We start from the raw sequence: 22,473 nt of genomic DNA on the forward strand, positions 1-22,473 counted from the left end.
GTGCGCAGCATGCCGCACGGCGGCCGTCGCGCCCAGGAACTCACAGGTGTCAGTACAGGTGGTGAACGGAGTGTGAACCCATCCGTCCCAGGAGTCCCGGCCCCCGCGGGTCTCTGTTGTCCGGAGGGCAGGGTGACCTACCCTCCGCACCGTGACGCCGACCCTCGGCGGTCGGTGGGACGTCCTCGTCCGCAGACTGCCGCTCCTCGCCCTGGGCGCCTTCGTGCTGCTCACCACGCTGACGGGTGCGCTGGCGGTGGCGGCCTACGACGGTGTCGGGTCCGCCAACGGCTACCCGTTCCTGGACGGTCCGCTGTGGCTGGACGCCTGGTTCCACGGCGACTCCGGCTGGTACTACTCGATCGCTGCCGACGGCTACAGCTACACCCCCGGGCAGCAGTCGCCGATCGCGTTCTTCCCGGCCTACCCGCTGCTGGTCGAGCTGGTCGGGGAGCTGATGAGCGGGGACTTCTCGACCGCGGCCGGTCTGGTGACCCTGGTGTGCGCCGCCGGGGCGGTGTGGCTGTTCGCCTCCTGGGTGCGGACCCGGTTGCCGGCCCGGACGGCGGTGGTCGCCGTCGCGCTGCTGCTGCTGTACCCCTACAGCTTCTTCCTCTACGGGTCCGGCTACAGCGACGCGCTCTTCCTGCTCAGTGCCATGGCGTCCTTCGCGCTGCTGGAGCGCCGGCTGTACCTGCTGGCGGGCATCGTGGCGATCGCGGCGACCGCGGGTCGCCCCATCGGCATCGCGGTGACCGCGGGGCTGGTGGTGCGGGCGGTGGAGATGCTGGCCGAGGAGCGGGCCCGCCGCCGCGAGGCAGCCGAGGTCGCCGTCCCGGTGGGCGTGGGCGCAGGTGGAGCCGGGCCCCCCGACGACGCGGCGGCGGGAGGGGGCACGGCACCAGGGCACTGGCCGGTGCCGTTCCGCGACCTCGTGACGGCGCTGCGCGACGTCCGGGTCCGCGAGGTGTCCCTGCTGGTCTCGCTGGCCGGGCTCATCGCCTGGACGGTCTACCTGGGCACCCGGTTCGGGGACCCACTGGCGTTCGCGACGGTGCAGGGGGCGCCGGGGTGGGACCAGGGCAGCGGTCCCTTCACCTGGTTCAAGGGCGTCTTCGTGGGGACGGCGCTGGCCGGTCGCTGGGACGTGATGGTGCTGCTGATCCCGCAGGCGCTGTGCTGCCTGGTGGCGGTGCTGCTCGTGCGCACCTGCTGGCGGCGCTTCGGCTGGGGGTACACGGCATTCGCCGCCGTCTCCATCGCCATCCCGATCATCGGCACCAAGGACTTCATGGGTGCCGGCCGCTACGTCCTGGCCGCCTACCCTCTCCTCGCGGCCGCAGCCGTCGTCCTCACCGGGGAGCGTCGGCCGCGCTGGCTGCTGCCCGTGGTGCTCGTGCTGCTGGCCGTCGGTCTCGCGATCGCGACGGTCGCCTACGTGAACGGCGTGGAGGTCTCCTGATGTCAGCACCACCGGTGCCCCTGCTCTCGGTCTTCTTCCCGATGTGGAACGAGCAGGACTACGTCGAGCGGGCGGTGCGGGCCGCCGAGGACGAGTGCCAGCGCCTGCAGGGGCTGGGTGAGATCGGCGACTACGAGCTGGTGATCGTCGACGACTGCTCGACCGACGACACCGCCGCCATCGCGCAGCGGTTGGCCGCGGCCGACCCGCACGTCCGGGTGGTGCACCACGAGGTCAACCGGGGGCTGGGCGGCAGCATCAAGACCGGCTTCGACTCCGTGCGCGGGGACGTCGTCCTCTACACCGATGCCGACCTGCCCTTCGAGATGCTTGAGCTGGGCCGGGCGCTGCGGGTGCTGCGGCACTACGAGGCCGACATGGTCAGCGCCTACCGGCTGGACCGGACCGGGGAGGGCCCCCGCCGGGCCGTCTACTCCTTCGTCTACAACTCGCTGGTGCAGGCGGTCTTCGGCACCCGGGTGCGGGACGTCAACTTCGCGTTCAAGCTCGTCCGCCGGCACGTGCTGGACGCCGCCCGGCCGGTGAGCGAGGGCTCGTTCATCGACGCCGAGCTGGTGATCCGCGCCCAGCGGCTGGGCTTCCACATCGTGCAGATCGGCGTGGACTACTTCCCGCGCACCCGCGGCATCTCCACCCTGAGCTCGGCGTCCACGATCCGCCGGATGCTCACCGAGATGCGCGAGCTCCGCTCGGACCTGGCGCAGGTCACCCCGGTCACCCGGTGACCGGGCTGCTGGTGGTCAACGCCGACGACCTCGGGCTGACCGACGGCGTCTGCCGCGCGGTCGCCCGGGCCCACCGGGACGGCGTGGTGACCTCGACGTCGGTGCTGGCGGTCGGGCAGGCGTTCGACCGGGCGGCCAGCACCGTCCGGGACGCCGGGACGCTCGGGCTCGGCGCCCACCTGGCCCTGGTGGGGGAGGACCGGCCGCTGCTGTCGGCCCGCGAGGTCCCCTCCCTCGTCGACCGGGACGGCCGGTTCCCGCTGTCCTACCGCACGGTCGTGGCCCGGGGGCTGGCCGGTCGCATCGACGCCGCCGACGTCGCCCGGGAGTTCCGGGCCCAGTTGGACCGCGTCCGCAGCATCGGGGTGCCGCTGACGCACCTGGACACCCACCAGCACACCCACCTGTGGCCCACGGTGGCCCGGGTCGTGGTGGAGCTGGCCCGCGAGGCCGGGATCGGCACCGTCCGGCTGCCCACCAGTGCCCGACGTGGACCGCTGGGCGTCGGGGTGCGGGTGCTGGCCGGCCGGTTGCGGCGCCGGCTGGCGACGGCGGGTCTGGCCACCACGGCCGGCTACGCCGGGCTCGACGAGGCCGGTCGACTGGACGTCGCCGACCTGTCGGCCGCCCTTGCCCGGGCGAGCGCCGCCGGGGCCACCAGCCTGGAGGTGAACGCGCACCCGGGTGAGCCCGGGGACGCCGACCTCGCCCGCTTCGACTGGGACTACCGGTGGGGACAGGAGCTCGCGGTGCTGACCGACCCCGCCACCCGGGCGGTGGTCGAGGCGGCCGACTGGCGCCTGGGCACCTTCGCGGACCTGGCCGGTGCCCGGTGAGCCGGCTGCCCGACCGGGCCGCCCGGACGGCGATGGCGGCCTACCGCGACGCGCCGACCGGTGACCGGCTGCACCTGCTGGTGCGGTGGCTGACCTGCCCGTTCCCGCCGGTCGTCGGGGCGCTGCCCGCCGTGGGCCGCGTGCTGGAGGTCGGCTGCGGGCACGGTCTCCTCAGCAGCTACCTGGCCGCCCGTCGTCCCGGTGTCACGGTGCACGGGGTCGACATCGACGTGGACAAGATCGAGGTGGCCCGGGCCAGCGTGCCCGCGGGGGAGACCCGCCGGTCCTTCGGGGCCAGCCCGTCGGGTGCGGTGCCGGAGGGCCCCTGGGACGGCATCGTGCTGGTCGACGTGCTCTACCTGCTCGACGAGCAGGGCCAGCGGGCGCTGCTGGTCGAGTGTGCGTCCCGGCTGGCGCCCGGTGGCCGGCTGGTGGTCAAGGAGATGGCCACGCGCCCGCGCTGGAAGGCCCGGCTCAACGCCCTGCAGGAGTCGGTCTCGGTCCGGGTCCTGGGCATCACCGAGGGGTCGCGGGACTTCGCGTTCGTCGATCCCGACGTCCGGGCCCGGTGGCTCGTGGAGGCGGGTCTCACCGATGTCCGGGCCCGGCGGCTGGACCGCGGGCGGGCCCACCCGCACCACCTCCTGGCGGCCCGCGCGCCGGCGTGAGCGGACTCACCGGTTCCGTCCAGAGACGGGTCGTCGACCGGGCGGCACGGCCCCCCGGGCGCCGCTAGCATCGCCGGTGACGGGTTGCAGCGCCGCGCACCGTCGACCCCCTGGGCAGACCGCCCCACCCGTTCGGGTGGAGTCCGTGCACTGCACGGTCCGCGGGGGACCGATCGACCGAACATGTGGGCGACGCGCCGGCTCCCGCCGGTGCACGGGTGGGAGAACGAGCGTGACGGACGACCTGCAGGTGGGGACGGCGACCCCCGTGGTGGCCGACCCCGTGGTGGTCGACGACGAGGCGGCCGAGCCCGGGCCCGTCCCGGTCGCCGAGCAGCCGGTCGACCGTGGTCCGGCGGTCCTGCCCGTCGACGACCCGATGGACTGGAGCTGGCCGCCGTACGCGCCGCTCGAGCCCGCCGGCGGCCGCCGGTTCGACTGCGAGGACTGGGCACCGAGCTCGATCGTGCGCCGCCCGCTGCTGCGCGTGGGGCGCTGGACCCTGCTGTACCGCCGCGGCCACTGAGCCACCCGCCGGTCCCGCACCGCTCCCTCGTCGGTCCCACACCCGTGCCCACGGGAGCGGGCGGGGGAGTGTGGCCCCCAGCCGTTACAGTGGCAGCTGACCCGTCGCCGTCCGCGGCGACCCGCACCGGCCCGGCCGGTGGACCCCGAGGAGTGTCGTGGCGACCCTGCAGGTCGAGCTCGTGGCCGTGGAGCGCAAGATCTGGTCCGGCGAGGCGAGCACCGTCATCGCCCGGACCACCGAGGGCGAGCTCGGTGTCCTGCCCGGTCACGCCCCGCTGCTCGGTGAGCTGGCTCCCGGTGGCGTCGTGCGGATCAAGCCCGTCGACGGCGAGGAGCTGGTCGTCGCCGCCCACGGTGGCTTCCTCTCGGTGACCGAGCAGGGCGTCTCCATCCTGGCCGAGACGGCGGAGATCTCCACCGAGATCGACGTCGAGCGGGCACGCGAGGCGCTCCGCCGGGCCGAGGCCGCCGACGAGGACGAGGAGTCGCTGGCCGCCGCGCGTCGCGCCCAGTCCCGCCTGCGTGCCGCCGGCCAGGACTCCTGAGCCTCCCCGCCGCGACACTCCTCGTCTGAGCCCCGGACCCCGCGACCGTGACCACGCTGCTGCTGGTCGTGGCCGGGGTCCTGCTCGTGGCCCTGGTGGCCACCTTCCTGCTGCGCCGCCGGTTCCTGCTGTCCGGTCTCGGCGCGGTCACCATGTGGCTGCGCCCGGTGGGCGCACCCCGCTGGGCGGTCGGGGTGGCCTGGTACTCCGGTGAGCAGCTGCTCTGGTACCGGGCGCTGTCGCTGTCGGTGCGGCCCAACCAGCGGCTGTGCCGCACCGAGTTCCACGTCGAGGGGCGGCGCCGGCCCACCGTCGAGGACGGCGCCGTGCCCCAGGACAGCCAGGTGCTGATCTGCCGCACCGGGGCCGGTCCGCAGGAGCTGGCGATGGACACCTCGACGGTGACCGGCTTCCTGTCCTGGATCGAGTCGGCCCCGCCGGTCGGGCGCTAGTCCCCGGTCTGCTGGGAGCGGGCGGCCCGCTGGGCGTGCACCCCGCTGTGTGCGCCGGGCTCCCAGAGCACGTCCCCGCCGGGGTTGGCCTCGCGGGACAGGATGAAGAGCAGGTCCGAGAGCCGGTTGAGGTACTTCGCCGTCTCCTCGTTGGTCCGCTCGGCATCGGCCTCCAGCAGGGCCCACACGCGGCGCTCGGCCCGGCGGGCCACCGTGCGCGCCTGGTGCAGCAGCGCGGCCAGCGCCGTCCCGCCCGGCAGGATGAACGAGGACAGCTTCGGCAGCGGCTCGTTGTGCTCGTCGCAGGCTGCCTCCAGCCGCTGCGTGTAGGCCTCGGTGATGCGCAGCGGCGGGTACTCCGGGTCGGGCGTGACCGGGGTGCACAGGTCCGCGCCGACGTCGAAGAGGTCGTTCTGCACGCTGCGCAGCAGGGCGGTGAGCTCCTCGGTGGGGGAGCCCAGGGCCAGGGCCACGCCGATCACCGAGTTGGTCTCGTCGACGTCGGCGTAGGCGGCCAGCCGGACGTCGGTCTTGGACACCCGGCTCATGTCGCCCAGGTGCGTCTGGCCGGCGTCGCCGGTCTTGGTGTAGATGCGGGTAAGCCGGACGGTCATGTCCGCACCCTAAGTGCCCGGTCCGGCGGCGGCCTCCCGCTGCTCCTACTGTGGACCGGTGGAGTGCTTCCAGGTGACCGGCGGAACGGCGCTGCGCGGACGGGTCCGGGTGACCGGTGCCAAGAACAGCGCGCTGAAGCTGATGGCGGCCGCGCTGCTGGCCAGCGGCGAGACGACGATCGACGAGGTCCCCGACATCCTCGACGTGGCGATCATGAGCGAGGTGCTGCGCCGGCTGGGCTGTGGCGTGACGTTCGAGCGCTACACCGACGGCCGCGGCGGTGGCGGTGGCCGGGTGGTCGTCGACGTCCCGGAGACGCCCTCCAGCGAGACCGACTACGACCTGGTCCGCCGGATGCGCGCCTCGATCAGCGTGCTGGGTCCGCTGGTGGCCCGCTGCGGCACCGCCAAGGTGGCCCTGCCCGGCGGTGACGCCATCGGCTCGCGCGGGCTGGACATGCACGTGGCCGGCCTCGAGCGCCTGGGTGCCACGGTGGTCAGCGAGCACGGCTTCCTCATCGCCACCGCCCCGCGGCTGGTGGGCACCTCGATCTGGCTGGACTTCCCCTCCGTGGGGGCGACGGAGAACCTGGTGATGGCCGCCGTCCTCGCCGAGGGCACCACCGTGGTGGACAACGCCGCCCGCGAGCCCGAGATCGTCGACCTGTGCCTGATGCTGACCGCGATGGGCGCCTCCATCGAGGGCGCGGGCTCCTCCACGATCACCGTGCACGGGGTCACCGAACTGCACCCGGTGCAGTACACGACCGTCCCCGACCGGATCGTGGCCGGGACCTGGGCCATCGGTGCGGTGATGACCCGCGGGGACGTCGTCATCGAGCGGGCCGTGCCCGAGCACCTGCGGGTGGCCCTGGACAAGCTGCGGACGGCCGGTGCCTCGGTCACCGAGGTCGAGGGCGGTGTCCGGGTCTCGATGGAGGACCGGCCGCGCTGCGTCGACGTCGTCACGCTGCCCTACCCGGGCTTCCCCACCGACCTGCAGCCCATGGCGGTCGCGCTGGCCGCGGTCTCCACGGGCACCGCGCTGATCACCGAGAACGTCTTCGAGGGCCGGTTCATGTTCGTCAACGAGCTGGTCCGGCTGGGCGCCGACGTGCGGATCGACGGGCACCACGCCGTCGTCCGTGGCCGGGAGGCGCTGTCCAGCGCCCCGGTGCTGGCCACCGACATCCGCGCGGGTGCCGGGCTGGTGCTGGCCGGTCTCTGCTCGGACGGCGTCACGGAGGTCGCCGACGTGCACCACGTGGACCGTGGCTACCCCGACTTCGTGGAGCAGCTGCGCGGGCTGGGCGCGACGATCGAGCGCGTCACCGAGGACTGAGGGCCCTCAGCTCTGGAAGCTGCCCGCCAGGACGCGGGCGCGGCCGGCGTCCTCGGGGAAGACGAGCACGTCGGCACGCAGCGGGGCGGGGTAGCGGATCGTCGAGCGGATGCCGGCGTCGGAGAGCACCGCGCGCAGCGCCAGCGCGGACTCCTTCCTGCTCAGCGTGGCGACCCGGGTCAGCAGCCCGTCCTCCGCGGAGGGGCGCCTGGTGGCCTTCGGGGTGCTCGGGGCGAACGCCCAGCGGAGGAAGAGCGCCAGCACGAGCAGGGCGAGACCGGCGATGACCGGTCCGACCAGGAAGTGCAGGCTCCCGGCGTCGATGGGCACGACGGCACCCCTCCCTCGGGTCCGCGGTGGACCCCCGGTCCCCGAGTGTGCCACCGCTGTGCACGCCGCGTGCGGCTCCGGTGTGGTCTGCGCGACACCGCGGTTACTGGCCAGTAGCCCTACACTCCGCGGTCATGCCGACCCCTTCAGCGCCGAAGGACCGCGACCGCCCCTGGGTGATGCGGACGTACGCCGGGCACTCCTCGCCGGCCGAGTCGAACGCCCTCTACCGGCGCAACCTGAGCAAGGGCCAGACCGGACTCTCGGTGGCCTTCGACCTCCCGACCCAGACGGGCTACGACCCCGACGACGAGCTGGCCGTGGGGGAGGTCGGCAAGGTCGGGGTGCCGGTGAGCCACATCGGGGACATGCGTGCGCTCTTCGACGGCATCCCGCTGGACGAGATGAACACGTCGATGACCATCAACGCGACCGCCATGTGGCTGCTGGCGCTGTACCAGGCCGTCGCCGAGGAGCACGGTCACGACGTCGCGGCCCTGACCGGCACGACGCAGAACGACATCGTCAAGGAGTACCTGTCACGGGGGACCTACGTCTTCCCGCCGGCGCCGTCGATGCGGCTGATCACCGACATGGTCGCCTACACGGTCACCACGATGCCCCGGTGGAACCCGACGAACATCTGCAGCTACCACCTGCAGGAGGCCGGCGCGACGCCGGTGCAGGAGATCGCCTACGCGATCAGCACGGCCATCGCGGTGCTGGACTCGGTGCGCGACTCCGGCCAGGTGCCCCAGGAGCGCTTCGGCGAGGTGGTCGCCCGGATCTCCTTCTTCGTCAACGCCGGCGTCCGGTTCGTCGAGGAGATGTGCAAGATGCGCGCCTTCGGCCAGCTCTGGGACTCCCTCACCCTGGAGCGGTACGGCGTGCAGGACCCCAAGCAGCGCCGCTTCCGCTACGGCGTGCAGGTCAACTCCCTGGGCCTGACCGAGGCCCAGCCGGAGAACAACGTGCAGCGCATCGTGCTGGAGATGCTCGCGGTCACCCTGTCCAAGGACGCCCGGGCCCGCGCGGTGCAGCTCCCGGCCTGGAACGAGGCGCTGGGGCTGCCGCGGCCGTGGGACCAGCAGTGGTCCCTGCGCCTGCAGCAGGTGCTGGCCTTCGAGACCGACCTCCTGGAGTACGACGACCTGTTCACCGGCTCGGTGGTCGTCGAGGCCAAGGTCGCCGAGATCGTCGAGGGTGCCCGCGCGGAGATCGCCCGGGTGCAGGAGATGGGCGGTGCCGTCGCGGCCGTCGAGTCCGGGTACATGAAGGGCCAGCTGGTCGGCTCGCTGGCCGAGCGCCGCCGCCGGATGGAGTCCGGCGAGGACGTCGTCGTCGGGGTCAACCGGTTCACCTCCACCGAGCCCAACCCGCTCATCGCCGACCTGGACACCGCCATCCAGACCGTCGACCCGGCTGTCGAGGCTGCGGCCCAGGCAGCGCTGGAGACCTGGAAGGCCGGCCGGGACGACGCCCGGGTCGCCGCCTCGCTGGACGCGCTGCGCGCCGCAGCCGGCACCGAGGAGAACCTCGTGCCCGCCAGCCTCGAGTGCGCCCGCGCGGGCGTGACGACGGGGGAGTGGGCCGGCGTGCTGCGCGAGGTGTTCGGGGAGTACCGGGCCCCCACCGGGGTCTCCGCAGCCTCCACCGGCGCCGCCGACGCCTCGCTGGCCGACGTCCGGGAGCGGGTGCGGGCCACCGGGGAGGAGCTGGGTGGGCGGCTGCGGCTGCTGGTCGGCAAGCCCGGGCTCGACGGGCACTCCAACGGTGCCGAGCAGATCGCCGTCCGGGCCCGGGACGCCGGCTTCGAGGTGGTCTACCAGGGGATCCGGCTGACCCCGGCGCAGATCGTGTCGGCCGCGGTCGAGGAGGACGTCCACGTGGTCGGGCTCTCGGTGCTGTCCGGCTCGCACCTGCAGGTGGTGCCGGCGGTGCTCGAGGGCCTGCGCGCCGCCGGGCTGGACGACGTCCCGGTGGTGGTCGGCGGCATCGTGCCCGACGGTGACGCCCGGCGGCTGCGCGAGCAGGGCGTCGCGCGGGTGTTCACCCCGAAGGACTTCGGGATGACCGACATCATGGGCCAGATCGTCGACGTCGTCCGCGAGGCCAACGGCCTCTAGGGCACCTCAGCGGCGGGACGACAGCGGGCCGAAGCGCACGTCCACGCCGGGGGAGAACAGCACGCTGTCCGGGGCTCCCGTCATCGGGAGCCCCGCGGCGGCGGTCAGCGACTCGTCGAGCTCGACCAGCTCGGCGCGGTGCAGCGGCCACTCGGGGTGCTCGTTGGGCCAGTACGCCGTCCGGCCCAGGAAGGGCTCGTGCAGCCCCCAGCGCGAGGTCAGGAAGCGCTCGAGCGGGCCGGGGTCGGCGATGCGCTCGCCCACCCGCACGGTCACCGCGCTGGAGGCGGTGCGCGGGCCGGGCCAGCGGCGCAGCGAGGTGTAGCGGCGCAGGTCTCCGTCGGCCGTGACCCGCATCCGGGCGAAGACGTAGGGCAGTCGCGCGACCCACCGGGCGGCCAGCACCGGCAGCAGCCGGTCGGCCTCCAGCGAGGCGAACACCACGCCGCGGCGGCCCTGGGAGTCGACCGAGTACAGCCGCACGTTGGTCTCGGCGAACGAGCCCAGGTAGGGCAGGCCCGGCAGGCCGAAGAAGCCGATGCGGCGCATCCGGAAGGGGATCAGCCCGACGTACGTGGCGCCGTCGATCGTGTCCGGGCGGGTGCCCTCAGGCAGGTGCGGGGCGACCAGGGCCGGGTCGACCGCCCAGTGCAGGAAGGCCAGGTCCCGCCAGCCCTGGGTGAACAGGGTCGAGGTGAGGGGGCGCGGGGCGGTGGGGGTCACCGGTTCTGGGTGCACGTCCCCAGGGTGCCCACCGCAGCGGGCTCGACACCGGCCCGCCGCCGTGGTGTGGTCGATCACATGAGCCAGCTGGCAGCGCCGCGGGTCGAGCGGCACGACGACGTCGTCACGGTGACCATGTCCCGCCCGTCCAAGCGCAACGCGCTGTCCCGCGAGCACCTGACCCAGTTGCTGGCCGCGGTGCAGGACGTGGCCCGCACCGACGCATCGGCACTCGTGCTGGCGGCCGAGGGCCCGGTGTTCAGCGCCGGCCACGACTTCGCCGACGTCGCCGGCGCGCCGCTGGCCGACGTCCGCTCGCTGCTGGCGCTGTGCACCGAGCTGATGCAGACCCTGCACGAGGTGCCGCAGGTCGTCGTGGCCCGGGTGCACGCCCTGGCCACCGCGGCCGGCGCCCAGCTGGTCGCCTCCTGCGACCTCGCGGTGGCCGCCGAGTCCGCCGGTTTCGCCGCCCCCGGCGGCAAGGGCGGCTGGTTCTGCCACACCCCCATGGTCGCGATCGCCCGCAACGTGGGGCGCAAGCGGGCGATGGAGCTCGCGCTCACCGGCGACGTCATCGACGCCCGGACGGCGCTGGACTGGGGCCTGGTCAACCGGGTGGTGCCCGACGCCGAGCTCGACGACGCCGTCGTCGACCTGGTGCACCGGGCCACCCGGGGCTCGCGGGCGAGCAAGGCCTGGGGCAAGCAGGCGATGTACGCCCAGCTGGACCGTCCCGAGGCCGACGCCTACGCGCAGGCGGTCGTGACGATGGCCGCCGCCTCCCAGCTCGACGGCGCCCGCGAGGGCATGGCCGCGTTCCTGGGCAAGCGGCCCGCGGTCTGGACCGACTGACGGCTCACACCCGGGAACACCGCCGCGGGGGAGCGGTTGACCCTCGTGTGCGCGAGCTGTGGCTGACGAAGAGGCGGGTCATCGACTTCGGTCGAGCGACCGCGGGTGGTTGACGACGGCGCTGACCGCCGTCCTCCCTCCCGCACCGAAAGGCCTCCCCTCGTGCTCTCCCGCCTCCGCCGCACCCCCTTCGCGGCCCAGGTCCTCATCGCCCTCGTGGTCGGCGTGGGCCTCGGCCTGCTCGCCCGCGCCATCGGCACCGTCCCCGGCACCGTCGTCGACGGTCAGCTCGTCGAGGGCACCGACCAGAACTGGCTGACCTCGACGCTGGACACGATCGGCTCGACGTTCGTCGGGCTGCTGCGGGTCATCGTGATCCCGCTGATCGTCACCGCGATCATCGTGAGCATCGCCAACCTCAAGGAGGTCGGCAACGCCGCCCGCCTCGCCGGCCAGACGCTGCTGTGGTTCGCGATCACCGCGCTGATCGCGGTCTCCATCGGCATCGGCCTGGGCCTGATCACCCAACCCGGTCGCAACAGCTCCGTCTCGGAGTCGGCGGCCACCTTCGACGGTTCCTCCGGTGGCTGGTGGGACTTCCTCACCGGTCTGGTGCCCGGCAACATCCTGGGCCTGGAGGGCTCCACCGACGGGTCCATCTCCTTCAACGTCCTCCAGCTGATCGTCATCTCGGTCGCCGTCGGCATCGCCGCGCTCAAGGTCGGTGAGGCCGCCGAGCCGTTCCTGTCGGTCACCCGCTCCGCGCTGGCGATCGTGCAGAAGGTCCTCTGGTGGGTCATCCTGCTGTCCCCGATCGGCACCCTGGGCCTCATCGGCAACGCCGTGGCCAGCTACGGCTGGGAGTCCCTGGGCTCCCTCGGCGTCTTCGTCGGTGCCGTCTACGCCGGCCTGGCCATCGTGCTGCTGGTCGTCTACCCGGTGCTGCTCAAGGTGCACGGGCTGTCCCCGCGGCGCTTCTACGCCGGTGCGTGGCCGGCCATCCAGCTCGGCTTCGTGTCCCGGTCCTCCATCGGCACGCTGCCGGTGACCGAGCGGGTCACCGAGGCCAACCTGGGCGTCCCGCGCAGCTACGCCTCCTTCGCCGTCCCGCTGGGCGCGACGACGAAGATGGACGGCTGCGCGGCGATCTACCCGGCCCTGGCCGCGATCTTCGTCGCCCAGTTCTTCGGCGTGGACCTCGGCATCACCGACTACCTGCTCATCGCGCTGGTCTCCGTCGTCGGCTCGGCGGCCACCGCCGGGGTCACCGGCGCGGTCGTCATGCTGACCCTGACGCTGTCCACCCTGGGCCTCCCGCTGGCCGGTGTCGGCCTGCTGCTGGCCGTCGACCCGATCCTGGACATGGGCCGCACCGCCACCAACGTGGCCGGTCAGGCCCTGGTCCCGACCATCGTGGCCAAGCGCGAGGGCATCCTGGACCAGGCCGCGTTCGACTCGGCGACCACGGTCGACCCGGTCCGCTCGCTGGGTGAGACCAACGAGCCCCAGCCCGCCGCCGTCTGAGGACCTGCGGGCACCCGGGCGCCGGCGCGGTAGCGTCGGCGCCCGTGCGTCTGGTCATCGCGAAGTGCTCCGTCGACTACGTCGGCCGGCTCACCGCCCACCTGCCCCTGGCCACCCGGCTGCTCCTGGTCAAGGCCGACGGGTCGGTGTCGGTGCACGCCGACGACCGGGCCTACAAGCCGCTGAACTGGATGAGCCCACCCTGCTCCCTCAAGGACGAGCTCGTCGACGGCGCGGGCACCTGGACGGTCACCAACAAGGCCGGTGAGCAGCTGATCGTGACCATCGAGTCGGTGGTCCACGACGTGAAGCACGAGCTGGGCCCCGACCCCGGCCTGCAGAAGGACGGCGTCGAGTCCGAGCTGCAGCGGCTGCTGGCCCTGCACGTGGAGACCTTCGGCGAGGGCTGGTCGCTGGTCCGCCGGGAGTACCCCACCGCCATCGGGCCGGTCGACCTGCTCTGCCGGGACGGTGCCGGTGGCGTCGTCGCGGTGGAGATCAAGCGGCGCGGGGAGATCGACGGCGTCGAGCAGCTGACCCGCTACCTCGAGCTGCTCAACCGGGACCCGCTGCTGGCCCCGGTCAAGGGCGTCTTCGCCGCCCAGGAGATCAAGCCGCAGGCCCGGGTGCTCGCCGCCGACCGCGGGATCGACTGCCTGACCGTCGACTACGCCGTGCTCAAGGGCACCGACGACCCCTCCGCCCGGCTCTTCTGAGTCCCGGGGGACGTGACCCCCTTCACGTCCGTTGGTGGTTACCCGTCGGTAACCAGCTCTGGCAGACTCCGGCCGCACGGGCTGCGACGACGAGGTCGCACCCGGACGAGGGAGTGGCAACGTGGCCAGAGAACTCAGCGAGGTCGGCGTCGTCGGACTCGGCACCATGGGCGCCGGCATCACCGAGGTGCTCGCCCGCGCCGGGCTGTCGGTGACCGCCGTGGAGATCGACGAGGACGCGCTGGCCCGGGGCCGGGCGCACGTCGAGCAGTCCACCGAGAAGGCCGTCGAGCGCGGCAAGCTCGACGCCGACGAGCGCACCGCGGTGCTCGAGCGGATCCGCTTCAGCACCGCCCTGGCCGACCTGTCCCAGGCCGAGCTGGTGGTCGAGGCCGTGCCCGAGCGCCTGGAGCTCAAGGCCGCGCTGTTCGCCGAGCTGGACGGCATCTGCCCGCCGGACACCATCCTGGCGACCAACACCTCCAGCCTGTCGGTGACCGAGCTGAGCGTGGCCACCGGCCGGCCCAGCAAGGTCGTCGGCATGCACTTCTTCAACCCCGCGCCGGTGATGAAGCTGGTCGAGGTCGTGCGCACCGTGGTCACCGAGCCCGCCGTCGTCGAGGACGTCGAGGCGCTGGCCGCCCGGCTGGGCAAGACCGACGTCACCATCGGGGACAAGGCCGGGTTCATCGCCAACGCGCTGCTGTTCGGCTACCTCAACCACGCGGTGGCGATGCTGGAGTCCCGCTACGCCAGCCGCGAGGACATCGACGCGGCCATGCGGCTGGGCTGCGGCCTGCCGATGGGCCCGCTGGCGTTGATGGACCTCATCGGCATCGACACCGCCTACGAGATCCTGGACACGATGTACCGGCAGTCCCGGGACCGGCTGCACGCCCCCAGCCCGGTGATCAAGCAGATGGTCACCGCGGGCCTGCTGGGCCGGAAGTCCGGCCGCGGCTTCTACAGCTACGCCGGCCGGGACGAGGCCGAGGTCGTGCCCGACGCCGCGACCCCGCAGCCCGGGGGTGCCGCCGAGGGGGCCCGCGCCGTCCGCCGGGTCGGCGTCGTCGGCTCCGGGACGATGGCCACCGGGATGATCGAGGTCTTCGGCAAGGGCGGCTACGACACCGTGTTCGTCGCCCGTTCCCCGGAGAAGGTCGAGGCCGTGCGGTCAGCCCTGGCCAGGAGCCTGGACAAGCAGGTCGTCCGCGGCCGGCTGGACGAGGCCACCCGGGACGTCGTCCTCGCCCGGGTCACCGGCACCACCTCGCTGGACGACCTGGCCGACGTCGACCTGGCCGTCGAGGCGGTCGTGGAGTCGCTGCCGGTCAAGCAGACGCTGTTCGCCGCCCTGGGGGAGAGCTGCCGGCCCGGTGCCGTGCTGGCCACCACGACGTCCAGCCTGCCGGTCATCGAGTGCGCCAAGGCCAGCGAGCGACCCGGGGACGTCGTCGGGCTGCACTTCTTCAACCCGGCGCCGGTGATGAAGCTCGTCGAGGTGGTCTCCACCATCGCCACCGCGCCCGACGTCGCCGCGACCGCGCACGCGGTGTGCGCCCAGCTGGGCAAGCACGCGGTGTCCTGCGCGGACCGGGCGGGCTTCATCGTCAACGCCCTGCTGTTCCCCTACCTCAACGACGCGGTCCGGATGCTCGAGGCGCACTACGCCAGCGCCGACGACATCGACGCGGCGATGAAGGTCGGCTGCGGGTACCCGATGGGCCCCTTCGAGCTGCTGGACGTCGTCGGTCTCGACGTCTCGCTGGCCATCGAGCGCGAGCTCTACGCGGAGTTCCGGGAGCCCGGGTACGCCCCGGCCCCCCTTCTGGAGCACCTGGTCACCGCCGGCTACCTGGGCCGCAAGACCGGGCGGGGCTTCCGGGACCACACGGCCCGGTAGTCCGGCGCCGGGTAGCGTCGGGGCCGACATGGGCAGAGGACGGGGGCAGCGGCGGACCGGCCGCGACACCCGTCCTCCGCTCACCCGGCCCGAACCGGTCGAGCAGGCCGCCGACGGCGACTGGGTCGTCCGGCAGGTCACCGGCGCGGCGAGCCAGCGCACCTACCGCTGCCCGGGTTGCGACCAGGAGATCCGGCCGGGGACGCCGCACGTGGTCACCTGGCCGGTCTACGCCCGGGACTCCGACCTGGACCCCTGGGACACCGAGTCCTCGCTGGACTGGCGTCGGCACTGGCACAGCGTCTGCTGGCGCACGCGAGACCGCCGACACCGCTAGGACCCGACGGCGTCGTCCCGGGCGGCGTCCTCAGACGGCGGTCGCGTAGACCACGATGTTGTCGGTGTAGCTGCGCCGGCTGCGGTCGAACTCCCCGCCGCAGGTGATCAGCCGCAGCTGGGCGTCCACGGTGGGGCCGTAGACCTCGGCCGTGGCGAAGTCGGACTTGGGGTACTCCGCGACCCGGGTGACCTCGAAGGCCAGTGTGCTGCCGTCGCTGCGGCCGACCTCGACCCGGGCGCCGGGCTGCAGCTCCTCGAGCCGGAAGAACACCGCGGGCCCCGAGCGGGAGTCGACGTGGCCGGCCAGCACGGCCGGTCCGACCGCACCCGGCGCGGGGCCGTCGGCGAACCAGCCGGCCTGGGCGTAGTCGGCCGGGGGCACCAGGGCGCCGGTCCGGTCGACGCCGATGGTCACCAGGCTGCTGGTCAGTCCGATGGCCGGCACGGAGACCGAGACCGGGACGGGGACGTCCGAGGCGACCTGCTCGGCCACCACGACCGGGGCCGGTGGCGACCCGGCCACGGTGGGCCCCACGTCCTGGGGGCCGCGCGGGGCCAGCAGGGCGACGGAGCCGGCGACGACGGCCACCAGCGCCAGCACCCAGCGCACGGCGGTCAGGCCGGGACGCCGCCGGGTGCGGTGACGGTGCGGGGTGTGCCTGGGCACGGACGGGCGGGAGGCGGGGCGGTCGCGCTCAGGCGGCAGCGTGCCGACCGGCGACCGCGTGCCGGTGCGGCAGCCGGCGGCCGGCGGTGACCAGCAGGCCGAGCACCGCGGAGGCCGCGATGCCGCCGAGGGCGAGGGGCAGGACCGGGGACCCGCCGTCGGCGCCCCCGCCACCGGCCTCGACGCCACCGGTCGGGACGACGCCCGGGCTGGCCGCGTCCAGGACGGTGCGGACCTCGACACCGGCGTCGCTGTCCAGCAGCAGCACGGTGTAGGTGGACCCGCTGGTCAGCTCGACGGGCAGGTCGGTGCCGGCCGAGGAGCCGCCGCTGACCTCGAGGGTGGTCTGGCCGCCGGGGACCGAGACGTAGCCGGTCTGGGCGGCGAAGGCCAGGCCGCCGGCCAGCTCGTCGCCGTCGGCCAGCGACACGTCGGCCGGGGTGAGCGTGGACGCGGCGTTGACCACCCGGGCCCGGGCCTGGCCCTCGGCGGGCAGGGCCAGGTCGTCCGGGATGACCTCGAGGCCGAGGGAGGCGAACTCGCCGACGCCCGCGACGGTGTAGGCGCTGCCGGCCGCGACGGTGACGGTCGTCGAGAGCACCGGGGCCGAGGTGGCCGCGGCACCGGCCGCGCGCATGGACACCGTGTAGGTGCCGGCGGGCACCGACTGGTAGTCCGAGACCGTGCCGTAGGAGACGCCGGTCAGCAGGATGCCGGAGTCCGGGGTGTCGACGGAGTCCACGTAGACGTCCACCGCGGGTGTGTCCGGGCTCAGGTGCGCCAGGCGGAGCACCCCGCCGTCGGCCGCCCCGGCCGCCGAGGCGCCGCCGACGAGGGCGATCAACCCGGCGAGCAGGAGGACGCCGAGTCCTCGGGTGAGCCGGGTCGTCACGAGGGGGCCTCCTGGGCTGGGGCTGCGGTGTGCTGCGGGGGCGCTGCGAGGCGGTTCCCGGACCGGGAACGGTCCGTCCCCATGATGCACGTCGCGGTGGCCGACCGCCTACCCACCTGCGGCGACGACCAGGCCGTCGGGGTCGGAGGCGTAGCCGTAGGAGATGAGCAGGCCGTCCTCGAGCGGGGTCACCGACGCCGGCGCGTAGGGCGGCAGCTGCGCCGACAGCCAGGTGGTGACCAGGACGACGAGGCCGGGGTCCTCGCGCAGTGGCGTACCGGCCACGGAGTCCACGACGACCCGGCGGACCGGGGTGCCCACCTCGCCGGGGACCGCGGGCAACGAGGAGATGCCGACGCCGTACTGGGCGGCGATTCCGGCCAGCAGGGTGAGCAGACGCGGGTCGACGTCGCCGGAGAGCAGGGCGCCGGTGGCCTGACCGGCCTCGGCGGTGGTCGGGTTGGTCAGCAGGGCCGCGGCCAGCTGGCGGCGGAGGGCGCGCTGGTCGGCCGTCGGCTCGGCCCGGCCCGGGTCCACCACGACGAGGGCGGTGTCGTCGTCGCCGAAGCGGGCGACCACGTCGTCGCGGACGGCCTCGTCGGCCGGCTCCCCGCGCAGGACCTCCAGCCCACCGCTGCCGACGGTGACGCCGGCGCGGTCCAGCTCGTCGGCGAGCAGCCCGTCGGCGGCCACCGGGGTCTGCGGGGACACCTCGGAGCCCAGCCAGTCCAGCAGCTCCGCCCGGTCGGCAGCCCCGAAGTCGTCGGCCCGTGCGGAGGGCAGCACGACCGCCGCCAGGGCGACCGCGGTGGCCAGCGTCGCGCCGCCCACGACCAGCAGCACGGGCCGCGCCCGGTGCACGCCGGGCACCGTCACCAGGCGCTGCACGAGGGCACCGACCAGGACCGCGGCCACCGGCAGGCACACCACGAGCGCCGCGAACCGTCCGGGGGGAGCGACGGCGGCCAGGGTGGTGACCGCCAGTGCAGCCGCCGGCGGCCGCCAGCGGGGCAGCAGCCAGGCGGCGAGGGCGCCGGCGGTGAGCAGGCCCGCGGTCAGCAGGACCGACGGCGTCTCCCCGGCCGCCCAGGGCGTGGTCACCGGGGGCTGGGGGTCCCATCCCGGGAGCAGCAGCACCAGGGCGACGAACACCGGCGCGAGCAGGCCCGCTGCGACCACCCGGACGGTCGGCGACCAGTCCGGGCGGACCCGGCCGACCGACAGCGCCCCGGCCGCAGCGGCGACCAGGAGCAGGGCCACGTCGGGGGCCAGCAGCACCGCGGGGGCGAGGCACAGCGCCGCGGCCGTCCGGGGTCCGCGGCGTCGGTGCCGGGTGGCCAGCAGCCCGGCGAGCAGCACCCAGGGCACGGCCAGTGAGGCGGGGGAGCTGACCGCGTGCAGGAGCACCAGCCCGGGCACCGCACCGAAGGCCAGCACGGCGATCGCGGCGGCGCCGTCCCCGAGGCCGGCGCGGCGGGCCAGCGCCCAGAGGAGCAGGCAGGACACGACCAGCGTGGTCCAGAGCAGCTCGCGCCCGGCTGCGGCGAGCCCGTCGTGTCGGTCGAAGGCCCGGGTCGCCAGCGCCCAGCCGGCGGTGTGCACCGTGGCCAGGCCGTCCGGGGTGAGCAGTGCCGGAGTGGGGCCGCCGTCCAGCCAGGCCCAGGCCGGACCGGTCAGGGCACCGTCGTCGGCGAGTGGGCTGCTGCGCAGCGTCCGGGCGGCCAGTAGGGCGCTGACCAGCACGGCGGCGAGCGGGGCCAGCACCGACCAGCGGGGAGGGGCGGTGCGGGTGGACCGGTGGCGGGCCGGTCGGTCGGCGCGGTCGGAGGGCGCCGGTGCGGGTGCGGCGTCGTCCAGGGTGGACTGCTCGGGCACGTCGTCCCTCCTGGCCGCCGGGGGGTCGGTCACCCCGTGACCGATGCGCGGGTCGACGATCGGAGACCCGCCCGTTCCTGTGTTGATCTTGACACGCTGAGTCACGGAAGGCCAGTCGGACGACGGACGCCCGCCTGCTCCGGGGCGGGGGTGCTGGGGGGCGTCCGGGGGCGTGCTGGTGGTGCGGGGTCAGCGGCGGGGTGCGCTGCCCTGCGGCTGGGCCGGGACGCTGCCGGTGGAGGCGGGCACGGAGCGCACCGCGGGCTGCACCGCGGTGGAGGGACCGTCGTCGTCGCCCGCCGGGGTGGGGACGGCGGGACGACCCGGGGCGCGGGTGGCGCCCGGGGCCGGCGGCCCCTGCTGCTGCCCGGCGGCCTGGGCCGGCACGGCCGGCACGGCCGGCCCGGTCGGTGCCGGCGTCGCCCCCGCCGGGTCGGACGCCGGCTCCGACGGCGCCTCGGGGTCGGGACGGTCGCCCAGGTCGGGGAGCTGGCCCAGCAGGGCCCGCACGTCGTGCAGCCGGGAGGTCAGCTCGTCGCGCACCCGGCGGATCGAGGCCGCCCGCGCCTCGGCGTCGGCGACCAGGCCCGCGGCGTGCTGCTCGGCCGCGGCGACACGCTGCTCGGCGGCCTGCCGCGAGGAGCGGTCGCGCTCCTCCTCGAGCCGGGCCGCCTCGCTGCGACGGGCCCGCTGGGCGATCTCGAAGTCCTCCTCGATCTTCGTCCGCCGGGCCTGGGAGTCGGCGTCGAGCCGCGCGACGCGCTCCTCGGCGGCCGTGACCAGCTCGTCGGCGTGCGCCTGAGCGGCGGCGGTGACCTCGCCGGCCTGCTGCCGGGCGCCGGCGAGCAGCTCCTCGGTCTCGGTCTGGCCGGCCCGGGTCCGCTCGTCGGCGGCCTGCGCGTCGGCCGTGGCCCGCGCCCGGACCTGCTCGGCGTCGGCCTCCGCGGCACGACGGATCTCCGCGGCCTCCTCCTCGGCCAGCCGCAGCATGTGCGAGATGCGCTCGCCCATGTTCTCGAAGGTGGGCGCCCCGGCCGAGGCGGCCTTGCGGCGCAGCCCCTCCATCTCGCTCTGCAGCGCGTTGAGCTGCGAGGCCAGTTCCGAGGACCGCTGTGCCGCGGCGTCCCGGTCGGCCATCGTGACCCGCAGGTCCGCGTCCAGGCGTTCGATCGCCTCGGCGACCTGGTCGCGGTCGTACCCCTTGCGCACCACCTCGAAGGAGTAGGTGGCCTCGCGGAGCGGCAGCAGGTCGGAGTGGGGGTCGCTCATGGGCCCATCCTCCCAGACACCCGGGGCCCTGTCGGGCGTGTCGGGCCGGTCCGTCGCACTCTCACAGGCAGTGCGCAGGACCGGCCCGGCGCGGTGTGCTCAGACCCCGCGGAAGCGGTTGATGGCCTCCAGGTGCTGCTCCCGCTTGGCGGTGTCCCGGACGCCGAGACCCTCCTCGGGGGCCAGCGTCAGCACCCCGACCTTGCCCTGGTGGGCGTTGCGGTGGACGTCCAGCGCGGCCTGCCCGACCTCCTCCATCGGGTAGACCTTGGACAGCGTCGGGTGGATGAGGCCCTTGTCGATGAGCCGGTTGGCCTCCCACGCCTCCTTGTAGTTCGCGAAGTGCGAGCCGACGATCCGCTTGAGGTTCATCCACAGGTAGCGGTTGTCGTAGGAGTGCATGTAGCCGCTGGTGGAGGCGCAGGTGACGATCGTGCCGCCCTTCTTGGCGACGTAGACGCTGGCGCCGAAGGTCTCCCGGCCGGGGTGCTCGAAGACGATGTCGGGGTCGTCGCCGCCGGTGAGCTCGCGGATCTTCTTGCCCAGCCGCTGCCACTCCTTGGGGTCCTGCTCGTGCTCGTCCTTCCAGAACCGGTAGCCCTCGGCGGAGCGGTCGATGACCAGCTCGGCGCCCATCCGCCGGACGATCTCGGCCTTCTCCGGGCTGGAGACGACGCAGACCGGGATCGCGCCGCCGTTGAGCGCCATCTGGGTGGCGTAGGAGCCCAGGCCACCCGAGGCGCCCCAGATGAGCACGGTGTCGCCCTGCTTCATGTTCGCGCCGTTGTGGCTGACCAGCTGCCGGTAGGCGGTGGAGTTCACCAGGCCCGGCGCGGCGGCCTCCTCCCAGGTGAGGTGCCCGGGCTTGGGCATCAGCTGGTTGCTCTTGACCAGGGCCAGCTCGGCCAGGCCGCCGAAGTTGGTCTCGAAGCCCCAGATCCGCTGCTGCGGGTCCATCATCGTGTCGTCGTGGCCGGCCGGGTCCTCGAGCTCGACGGACAGGCAGTGCGCGACGACCTCGTCGCCGGGCTTCCACTTGTTCACCCCGGGGCCCACCCGCAGGACGACGCCGGCCAGGTCCGAGCCCACCACGTGGTAGGGCAGGTCGTGCTTCTTGGTGAGCTCGGAGAGCTTGCCGTAGCGGGCCAGGAACCCGAACGTGCTCACGGGCTCGAAGATCGACGTCCAGACGGTGTTGTAGTTGACCGAGCTGGCCATCACCGCCACGACCGCCTCGCCCGGGCCGAGCTCGGGGGTGGCCACCTCCTCCACGTGGAGGGACCTGCGGGGGTCCTTCTCCTTGGTGGGCAGGCCCTCGAACACGTCCTGCTCGTCCCTGCGCACCAGCACACCGCGGTAGGAGTCCGGCACGGCCAGGCCCCCGATGTCGCTGAGGTGGTCGGCGAGGATGGCGTCCCTGATCTCGTTCACGCGGTGCTCCCGGGTCGTCGTTGGCTCGGAGTCGTGCGGGGTCCTGCAGGTGGTGCCGGATGTTACTGACCAGTAGGGAAGTGGCAAGGCAGTGTGAGCGGCGCCTCAGTGCGCCGTCAGGACGTCGGGGCGGGCTCGACCAGCTCGACCAGCACGCCCCCGGCGTCCTTGGGGTGCACGAAGTTGACCCGGCTGCCCGACGTCCCGCGACGGGGCTCGTCGTAGAGCAGCCGCAGTCCGCGCTCGCGCAGCACGGCGCTGACCGCCTCGACGTCGACCACCCGGAAGGCCAGCTGCTGCAGGCCCGGGCCCGAGCGGCCGATGAACTTCGCGATCGTGGACTCCGGGGTCAGCGGCGCGAGCAGCTGGATCCGGGTCTGGCCGTCGCCGACGGCGAGCATGGCCTCGCGGACGCCCTGCTCCTCGTTGGTCTCCTCGTGCACCGACACGATCCCGAAGGCCCGGTCGTAGAAGGCCAACGCCTCGTCCAGGTCGGGGACGGCGATCCCCACGTGGTCGATCGTGGTGAACAGCTCGGTGGGCAGGCCGGTGGCGGCTCCGTCGACGCTCATGCCGGCATGCTGCCGGTCGCCCCGCGGGACCGGCACCCCCGGGCGGGGGCCAGCCCGGTGA

Annotated in this window: 23 protein-coding genes; 14 read left to right on the forward strand and 9 right to left on the reverse strand. The window is 74.1% G+C overall.

Going from position 1 to position 22,473, the window contains the following annotated elements; all coding sequences use genetic code 11:
• Nucleotides 1–151 precede the first annotated feature (151 nt).
• The 7 genes from AC0IVP_RS06220 (at nucleotide 152) to AC0IVP_RS06250 (ending at nucleotide 5,237) form a co-directional block, all read left to right on the forward strand.
• Nucleotides 152–1,462, forward strand: a complete 1,311-nt coding sequence (locus AC0IVP_RS06220) for a hypothetical protein (protein ID WP_471755284.1) — start codon at nucleotides 152–154, stop codon at nucleotides 1,460–1,462.
• A complete protein-coding gene (locus AC0IVP_RS06225; protein WP_056288439.1) occupies nucleotides 1,462–2,208 on the forward strand; it encodes a glycosyltransferase family 2 protein in 747 nt (248 codons plus the stop codon). Before AC0IVP_RS06220 ends, AC0IVP_RS06225 begins: the two co-directional genes overlap by 1 nt.
• Nucleotides 2,205–3,044 carry a ChbG/HpnK family deacetylase gene (locus AC0IVP_RS06230; protein ID WP_056288437.1) on the forward strand — a complete coding sequence of 280 codons (840 nt, stop codon included), beginning with the start codon at nucleotides 2,205–2,207 and terminating at the stop codon, nucleotides 3,042–3,044. Before AC0IVP_RS06225 ends, AC0IVP_RS06230 begins: the two co-directional genes overlap by 4 nt.
• Nucleotides 3,041–3,712 carry a class I SAM-dependent methyltransferase gene (locus AC0IVP_RS06235; protein WP_471755286.1) on the forward strand — a complete coding sequence of 224 codons (672 nt, stop codon included), beginning with the start codon at nucleotides 3,041–3,043 and terminating at the stop codon, nucleotides 3,710–3,712. The genes AC0IVP_RS06230 and AC0IVP_RS06235 overlap by 4 nt, the downstream gene beginning before the upstream one ends.
• A gap of 232 nt (nucleotides 3,713–3,944) precedes the next feature.
• Nucleotides 3,945–4,238 (forward strand): hypothetical protein, encoded by a 294-nt coding sequence (locus AC0IVP_RS06240; protein WP_471755288.1) that lies wholly within the window; start codon nucleotides 3,945–3,947, stop codon nucleotides 4,236–4,238.
• Between the two features lie 157 nt (nucleotides 4,239–4,395).
• Nucleotides 4,396–4,785: a F0F1 ATP synthase subunit epsilon gene (locus AC0IVP_RS06245; protein WP_056288431.1), complete on the forward strand. Its 390-nt coding sequence runs from the start codon at nucleotides 4,396–4,398 to the stop codon at nucleotides 4,783–4,785.
• 47 nt (nucleotides 4,786–4,832) lie between these two features.
• Nucleotides 4,833–5,237, forward strand: coding sequence for a DUF2550 domain-containing protein (locus tag AC0IVP_RS06250; protein ID WP_056288428.1), 405 nt, complete (start codon nucleotides 4,833–4,835; stop codon nucleotides 5,235–5,237).
• Here AC0IVP_RS06250 and AC0IVP_RS06255 read toward each other — a convergent pair.
• A complete protein-coding gene (locus AC0IVP_RS06255; RefSeq protein ID WP_471755293.1) occupies nucleotides 5,234–5,851 on the reverse strand; it encodes a cob(I)yrinic acid a,c-diamide adenosyltransferase in 618 nt (205 codons plus the stop codon). The genes AC0IVP_RS06250 and AC0IVP_RS06255 overlap by 4 nt on opposite strands.
• Nucleotides 5,852–5,909: 58 nt before the next feature.
• Here AC0IVP_RS06255 and murA point away from each other — a divergent pair, with 58 nt between their 5' ends.
• Entirely contained in the window at nucleotides 5,910–7,193 is a 1,284-nt protein-coding gene (murA, locus tag AC0IVP_RS06260; protein WP_056288422.1) for a UDP-N-acetylglucosamine 1-carboxyvinyltransferase, read from the forward strand.
• Between the two features lie 6 nt (nucleotides 7,194–7,199).
• Here the strand turns inward: murA and AC0IVP_RS06265 are convergent, their stop codons facing one another.
• Nucleotides 7,200–7,523: a hypothetical protein gene (locus AC0IVP_RS06265; RefSeq protein WP_471755295.1), complete on the reverse strand. Its 324-nt coding sequence runs from the start codon at nucleotides 7,521–7,523 to the stop codon at nucleotides 7,200–7,202.
• A gap of 134 nt (nucleotides 7,524–7,657) precedes the next feature.
• Here AC0IVP_RS06265 and AC0IVP_RS06270 point away from each other — a divergent pair, with 134 nt between their 5' ends.
• The gene (locus tag AC0IVP_RS06270) at nucleotides 7,658–9,649 is read left to right on the forward strand and encodes a protein meaA (RefSeq protein WP_471755297.1); all 1,992 of its coding nucleotides are present in this window, start codon (nucleotides 7,658–7,660) and stop codon (nucleotides 9,647–9,649) included.
• 6 nt (nucleotides 9,650–9,655) lie between these two features.
• Here the strand turns inward: AC0IVP_RS06270 and AC0IVP_RS06275 are convergent, their stop codons facing one another.
• A complete protein-coding gene (locus AC0IVP_RS06275; RefSeq protein WP_471755299.1) occupies nucleotides 9,656–10,387 on the reverse strand; it encodes a YqjF family protein in 732 nt (243 codons plus the stop codon).
• 63 nt (nucleotides 10,388–10,450) lie between these two features.
• Here AC0IVP_RS06275 and AC0IVP_RS06280 point away from each other — a divergent pair, with 63 nt between their 5' ends.
• The 5 genes from AC0IVP_RS06280 (at nucleotide 10,451) to AC0IVP_RS06300 (ending at nucleotide 15,704) form a co-directional block, all read left to right on the forward strand.
• Nucleotides 10,451–11,224: an enoyl-CoA hydratase-related protein gene (locus AC0IVP_RS06280; RefSeq protein WP_471755301.1), complete on the forward strand. Its 774-nt coding sequence runs from the start codon at nucleotides 10,451–10,453 to the stop codon at nucleotides 11,222–11,224.
• Nucleotides 11,225–11,386: 162 nt separating this feature from the next.
• On the forward strand, nucleotides 11,387–12,748 hold the full coding sequence (locus AC0IVP_RS06285; protein WP_471755303.1) for a dicarboxylate/amino acid:cation symporter: 1,362 nt from the start codon (nucleotides 11,387–11,389) through the stop codon (nucleotides 12,746–12,748).
• Nucleotides 12,749–12,792: 44 nt separating this feature from the next.
• Complete coding sequence (gene nucS / locus AC0IVP_RS06290; RefSeq protein ID WP_056288406.1) at nucleotides 12,793–13,464, forward strand: endonuclease NucS; 672 nt, start codon at nucleotides 12,793–12,795, stop codon at nucleotides 13,462–13,464.
• 121 nt (nucleotides 13,465–13,585) lie between these two features.
• Complete coding sequence (locus tag AC0IVP_RS06295) at nucleotides 13,586–15,367, forward strand: 3-hydroxyacyl-CoA dehydrogenase family protein (protein WP_471755305.1); 1,782 nt, start codon at nucleotides 13,586–13,588, stop codon at nucleotides 15,365–15,367.
• A 28-nt stretch (nucleotides 15,368–15,395) separates the two neighbouring features.
• The gene (locus AC0IVP_RS06300) at nucleotides 15,396–15,704 is read left to right on the forward strand and encodes a hypothetical protein (protein ID WP_471755307.1); all 309 of its coding nucleotides are present in this window, start codon (nucleotides 15,396–15,398) and stop codon (nucleotides 15,702–15,704) included.
• Between the two features lie 30 nt (nucleotides 15,705–15,734).
• On the opposite strand, the gene AC0IVP_RS06305 is transcribed toward AC0IVP_RS06300, so the two are convergent.
• The 6 genes from AC0IVP_RS06305 to mce all read right to left on the reverse strand — a co-directional run bounded on the left by AC0IVP_RS06305 (nucleotide 15,735) and on the right by mce (nucleotide 22,412).
• A complete protein-coding gene (locus AC0IVP_RS06305) occupies nucleotides 15,735–16,373 on the reverse strand; it encodes a class F sortase (RefSeq protein WP_082556443.1) in 639 nt (212 codons plus the stop codon).
• Nucleotides 16,374–16,401: 28 nt separating this feature from the next.
• The gene (locus AC0IVP_RS06310) at nucleotides 16,402–17,265 is read right to left on the reverse strand and encodes a DUF4397 domain-containing protein (protein ID WP_471755309.1); all 864 of its coding nucleotides are present in this window, start codon (nucleotides 17,263–17,265) and stop codon (nucleotides 16,402–16,404) included.
• 108 nt (nucleotides 17,266–17,373) lie between these two features.
• Entirely contained in the window at nucleotides 17,374–19,140 is a 1,767-nt protein-coding gene (locus AC0IVP_RS06315) for a hypothetical protein (RefSeq protein WP_471755311.1), read from the reverse strand.
• A gap of 189 nt (nucleotides 19,141–19,329) precedes the next feature.
• The gene (locus AC0IVP_RS06320) at nucleotides 19,330–20,409 is read right to left on the reverse strand and encodes a hypothetical protein (protein ID WP_471755313.1); all 1,080 of its coding nucleotides are present in this window, start codon (nucleotides 20,407–20,409) and stop codon (nucleotides 19,330–19,332) included.
• Between the two features lie 99 nt (nucleotides 20,410–20,508).
• Nucleotides 20,509–21,840, reverse strand: coding sequence for a crotonyl-CoA carboxylase/reductase (gene ccrA, locus AC0IVP_RS06325; protein ID WP_056288387.1), 1,332 nt, complete (start codon nucleotides 21,838–21,840; stop codon nucleotides 20,509–20,511).
• A gap of 116 nt (nucleotides 21,841–21,956) precedes the next feature.
• The gene (mce, locus tag AC0IVP_RS06330) at nucleotides 21,957–22,412 is read right to left on the reverse strand and encodes a methylmalonyl-CoA epimerase (RefSeq protein ID WP_056290007.1); all 456 of its coding nucleotides are present in this window, start codon (nucleotides 22,410–22,412) and stop codon (nucleotides 21,957–21,959) included.
• Between the last annotated feature and the right edge of the window lie 61 nt (nucleotides 22,413–22,473).

This window comes from Klenkia sp. AC732, from assembly GCF_979256525.1.

Bases quoted from the DNA above. Each gene is read 5' to 3' on its own strand.
- AC0IVP_RS06225 (WP_056288439.1), top strand. From the start codon at position 1,462: ATGTCAGCACCACCGGTGCCCCTGCTCTCGGTCTTCTTCCCGATGTGG.
- AC0IVP_RS06255 (WP_471755293.1), bottom strand. From the start codon at position 5,851: ATGACCGTCCGGCTTACCCGCATCTACACCAAGACCGGCGACGCCGGC.
- AC0IVP_RS06270 (WP_471755297.1), top strand. From the start codon at position 7,658: ATGCCGACCCCTTCAGCGCCGAAGGACCGCGACCGCCCCTGGGTGATG.
- AC0IVP_RS06280 (WP_471755301.1), top strand. From the start codon at position 10,451: ATGAGCCAGCTGGCAGCGCCGCGGGTCGAGCGGCACGACGACGTCGTC.
- AC0IVP_RS06300 (WP_471755307.1), top strand. From the start codon at position 15,396: ATGGGCAGAGGACGGGGGCAGCGGCGGACCGGCCGCGACACCCGTCCT.
- AC0IVP_RS06320 (WP_471755313.1), bottom strand. From the start codon at position 20,409: ATGAGCGACCCCCACTCCGACCTGCTGCCGCTCCGCGAGGCCACCTAC.
- mce (WP_056290007.1), bottom strand. From the start codon at position 22,412: ATGAGCGTCGACGGAGCCGCCACCGGCCTGCCCACCGAGCTGTTCACC.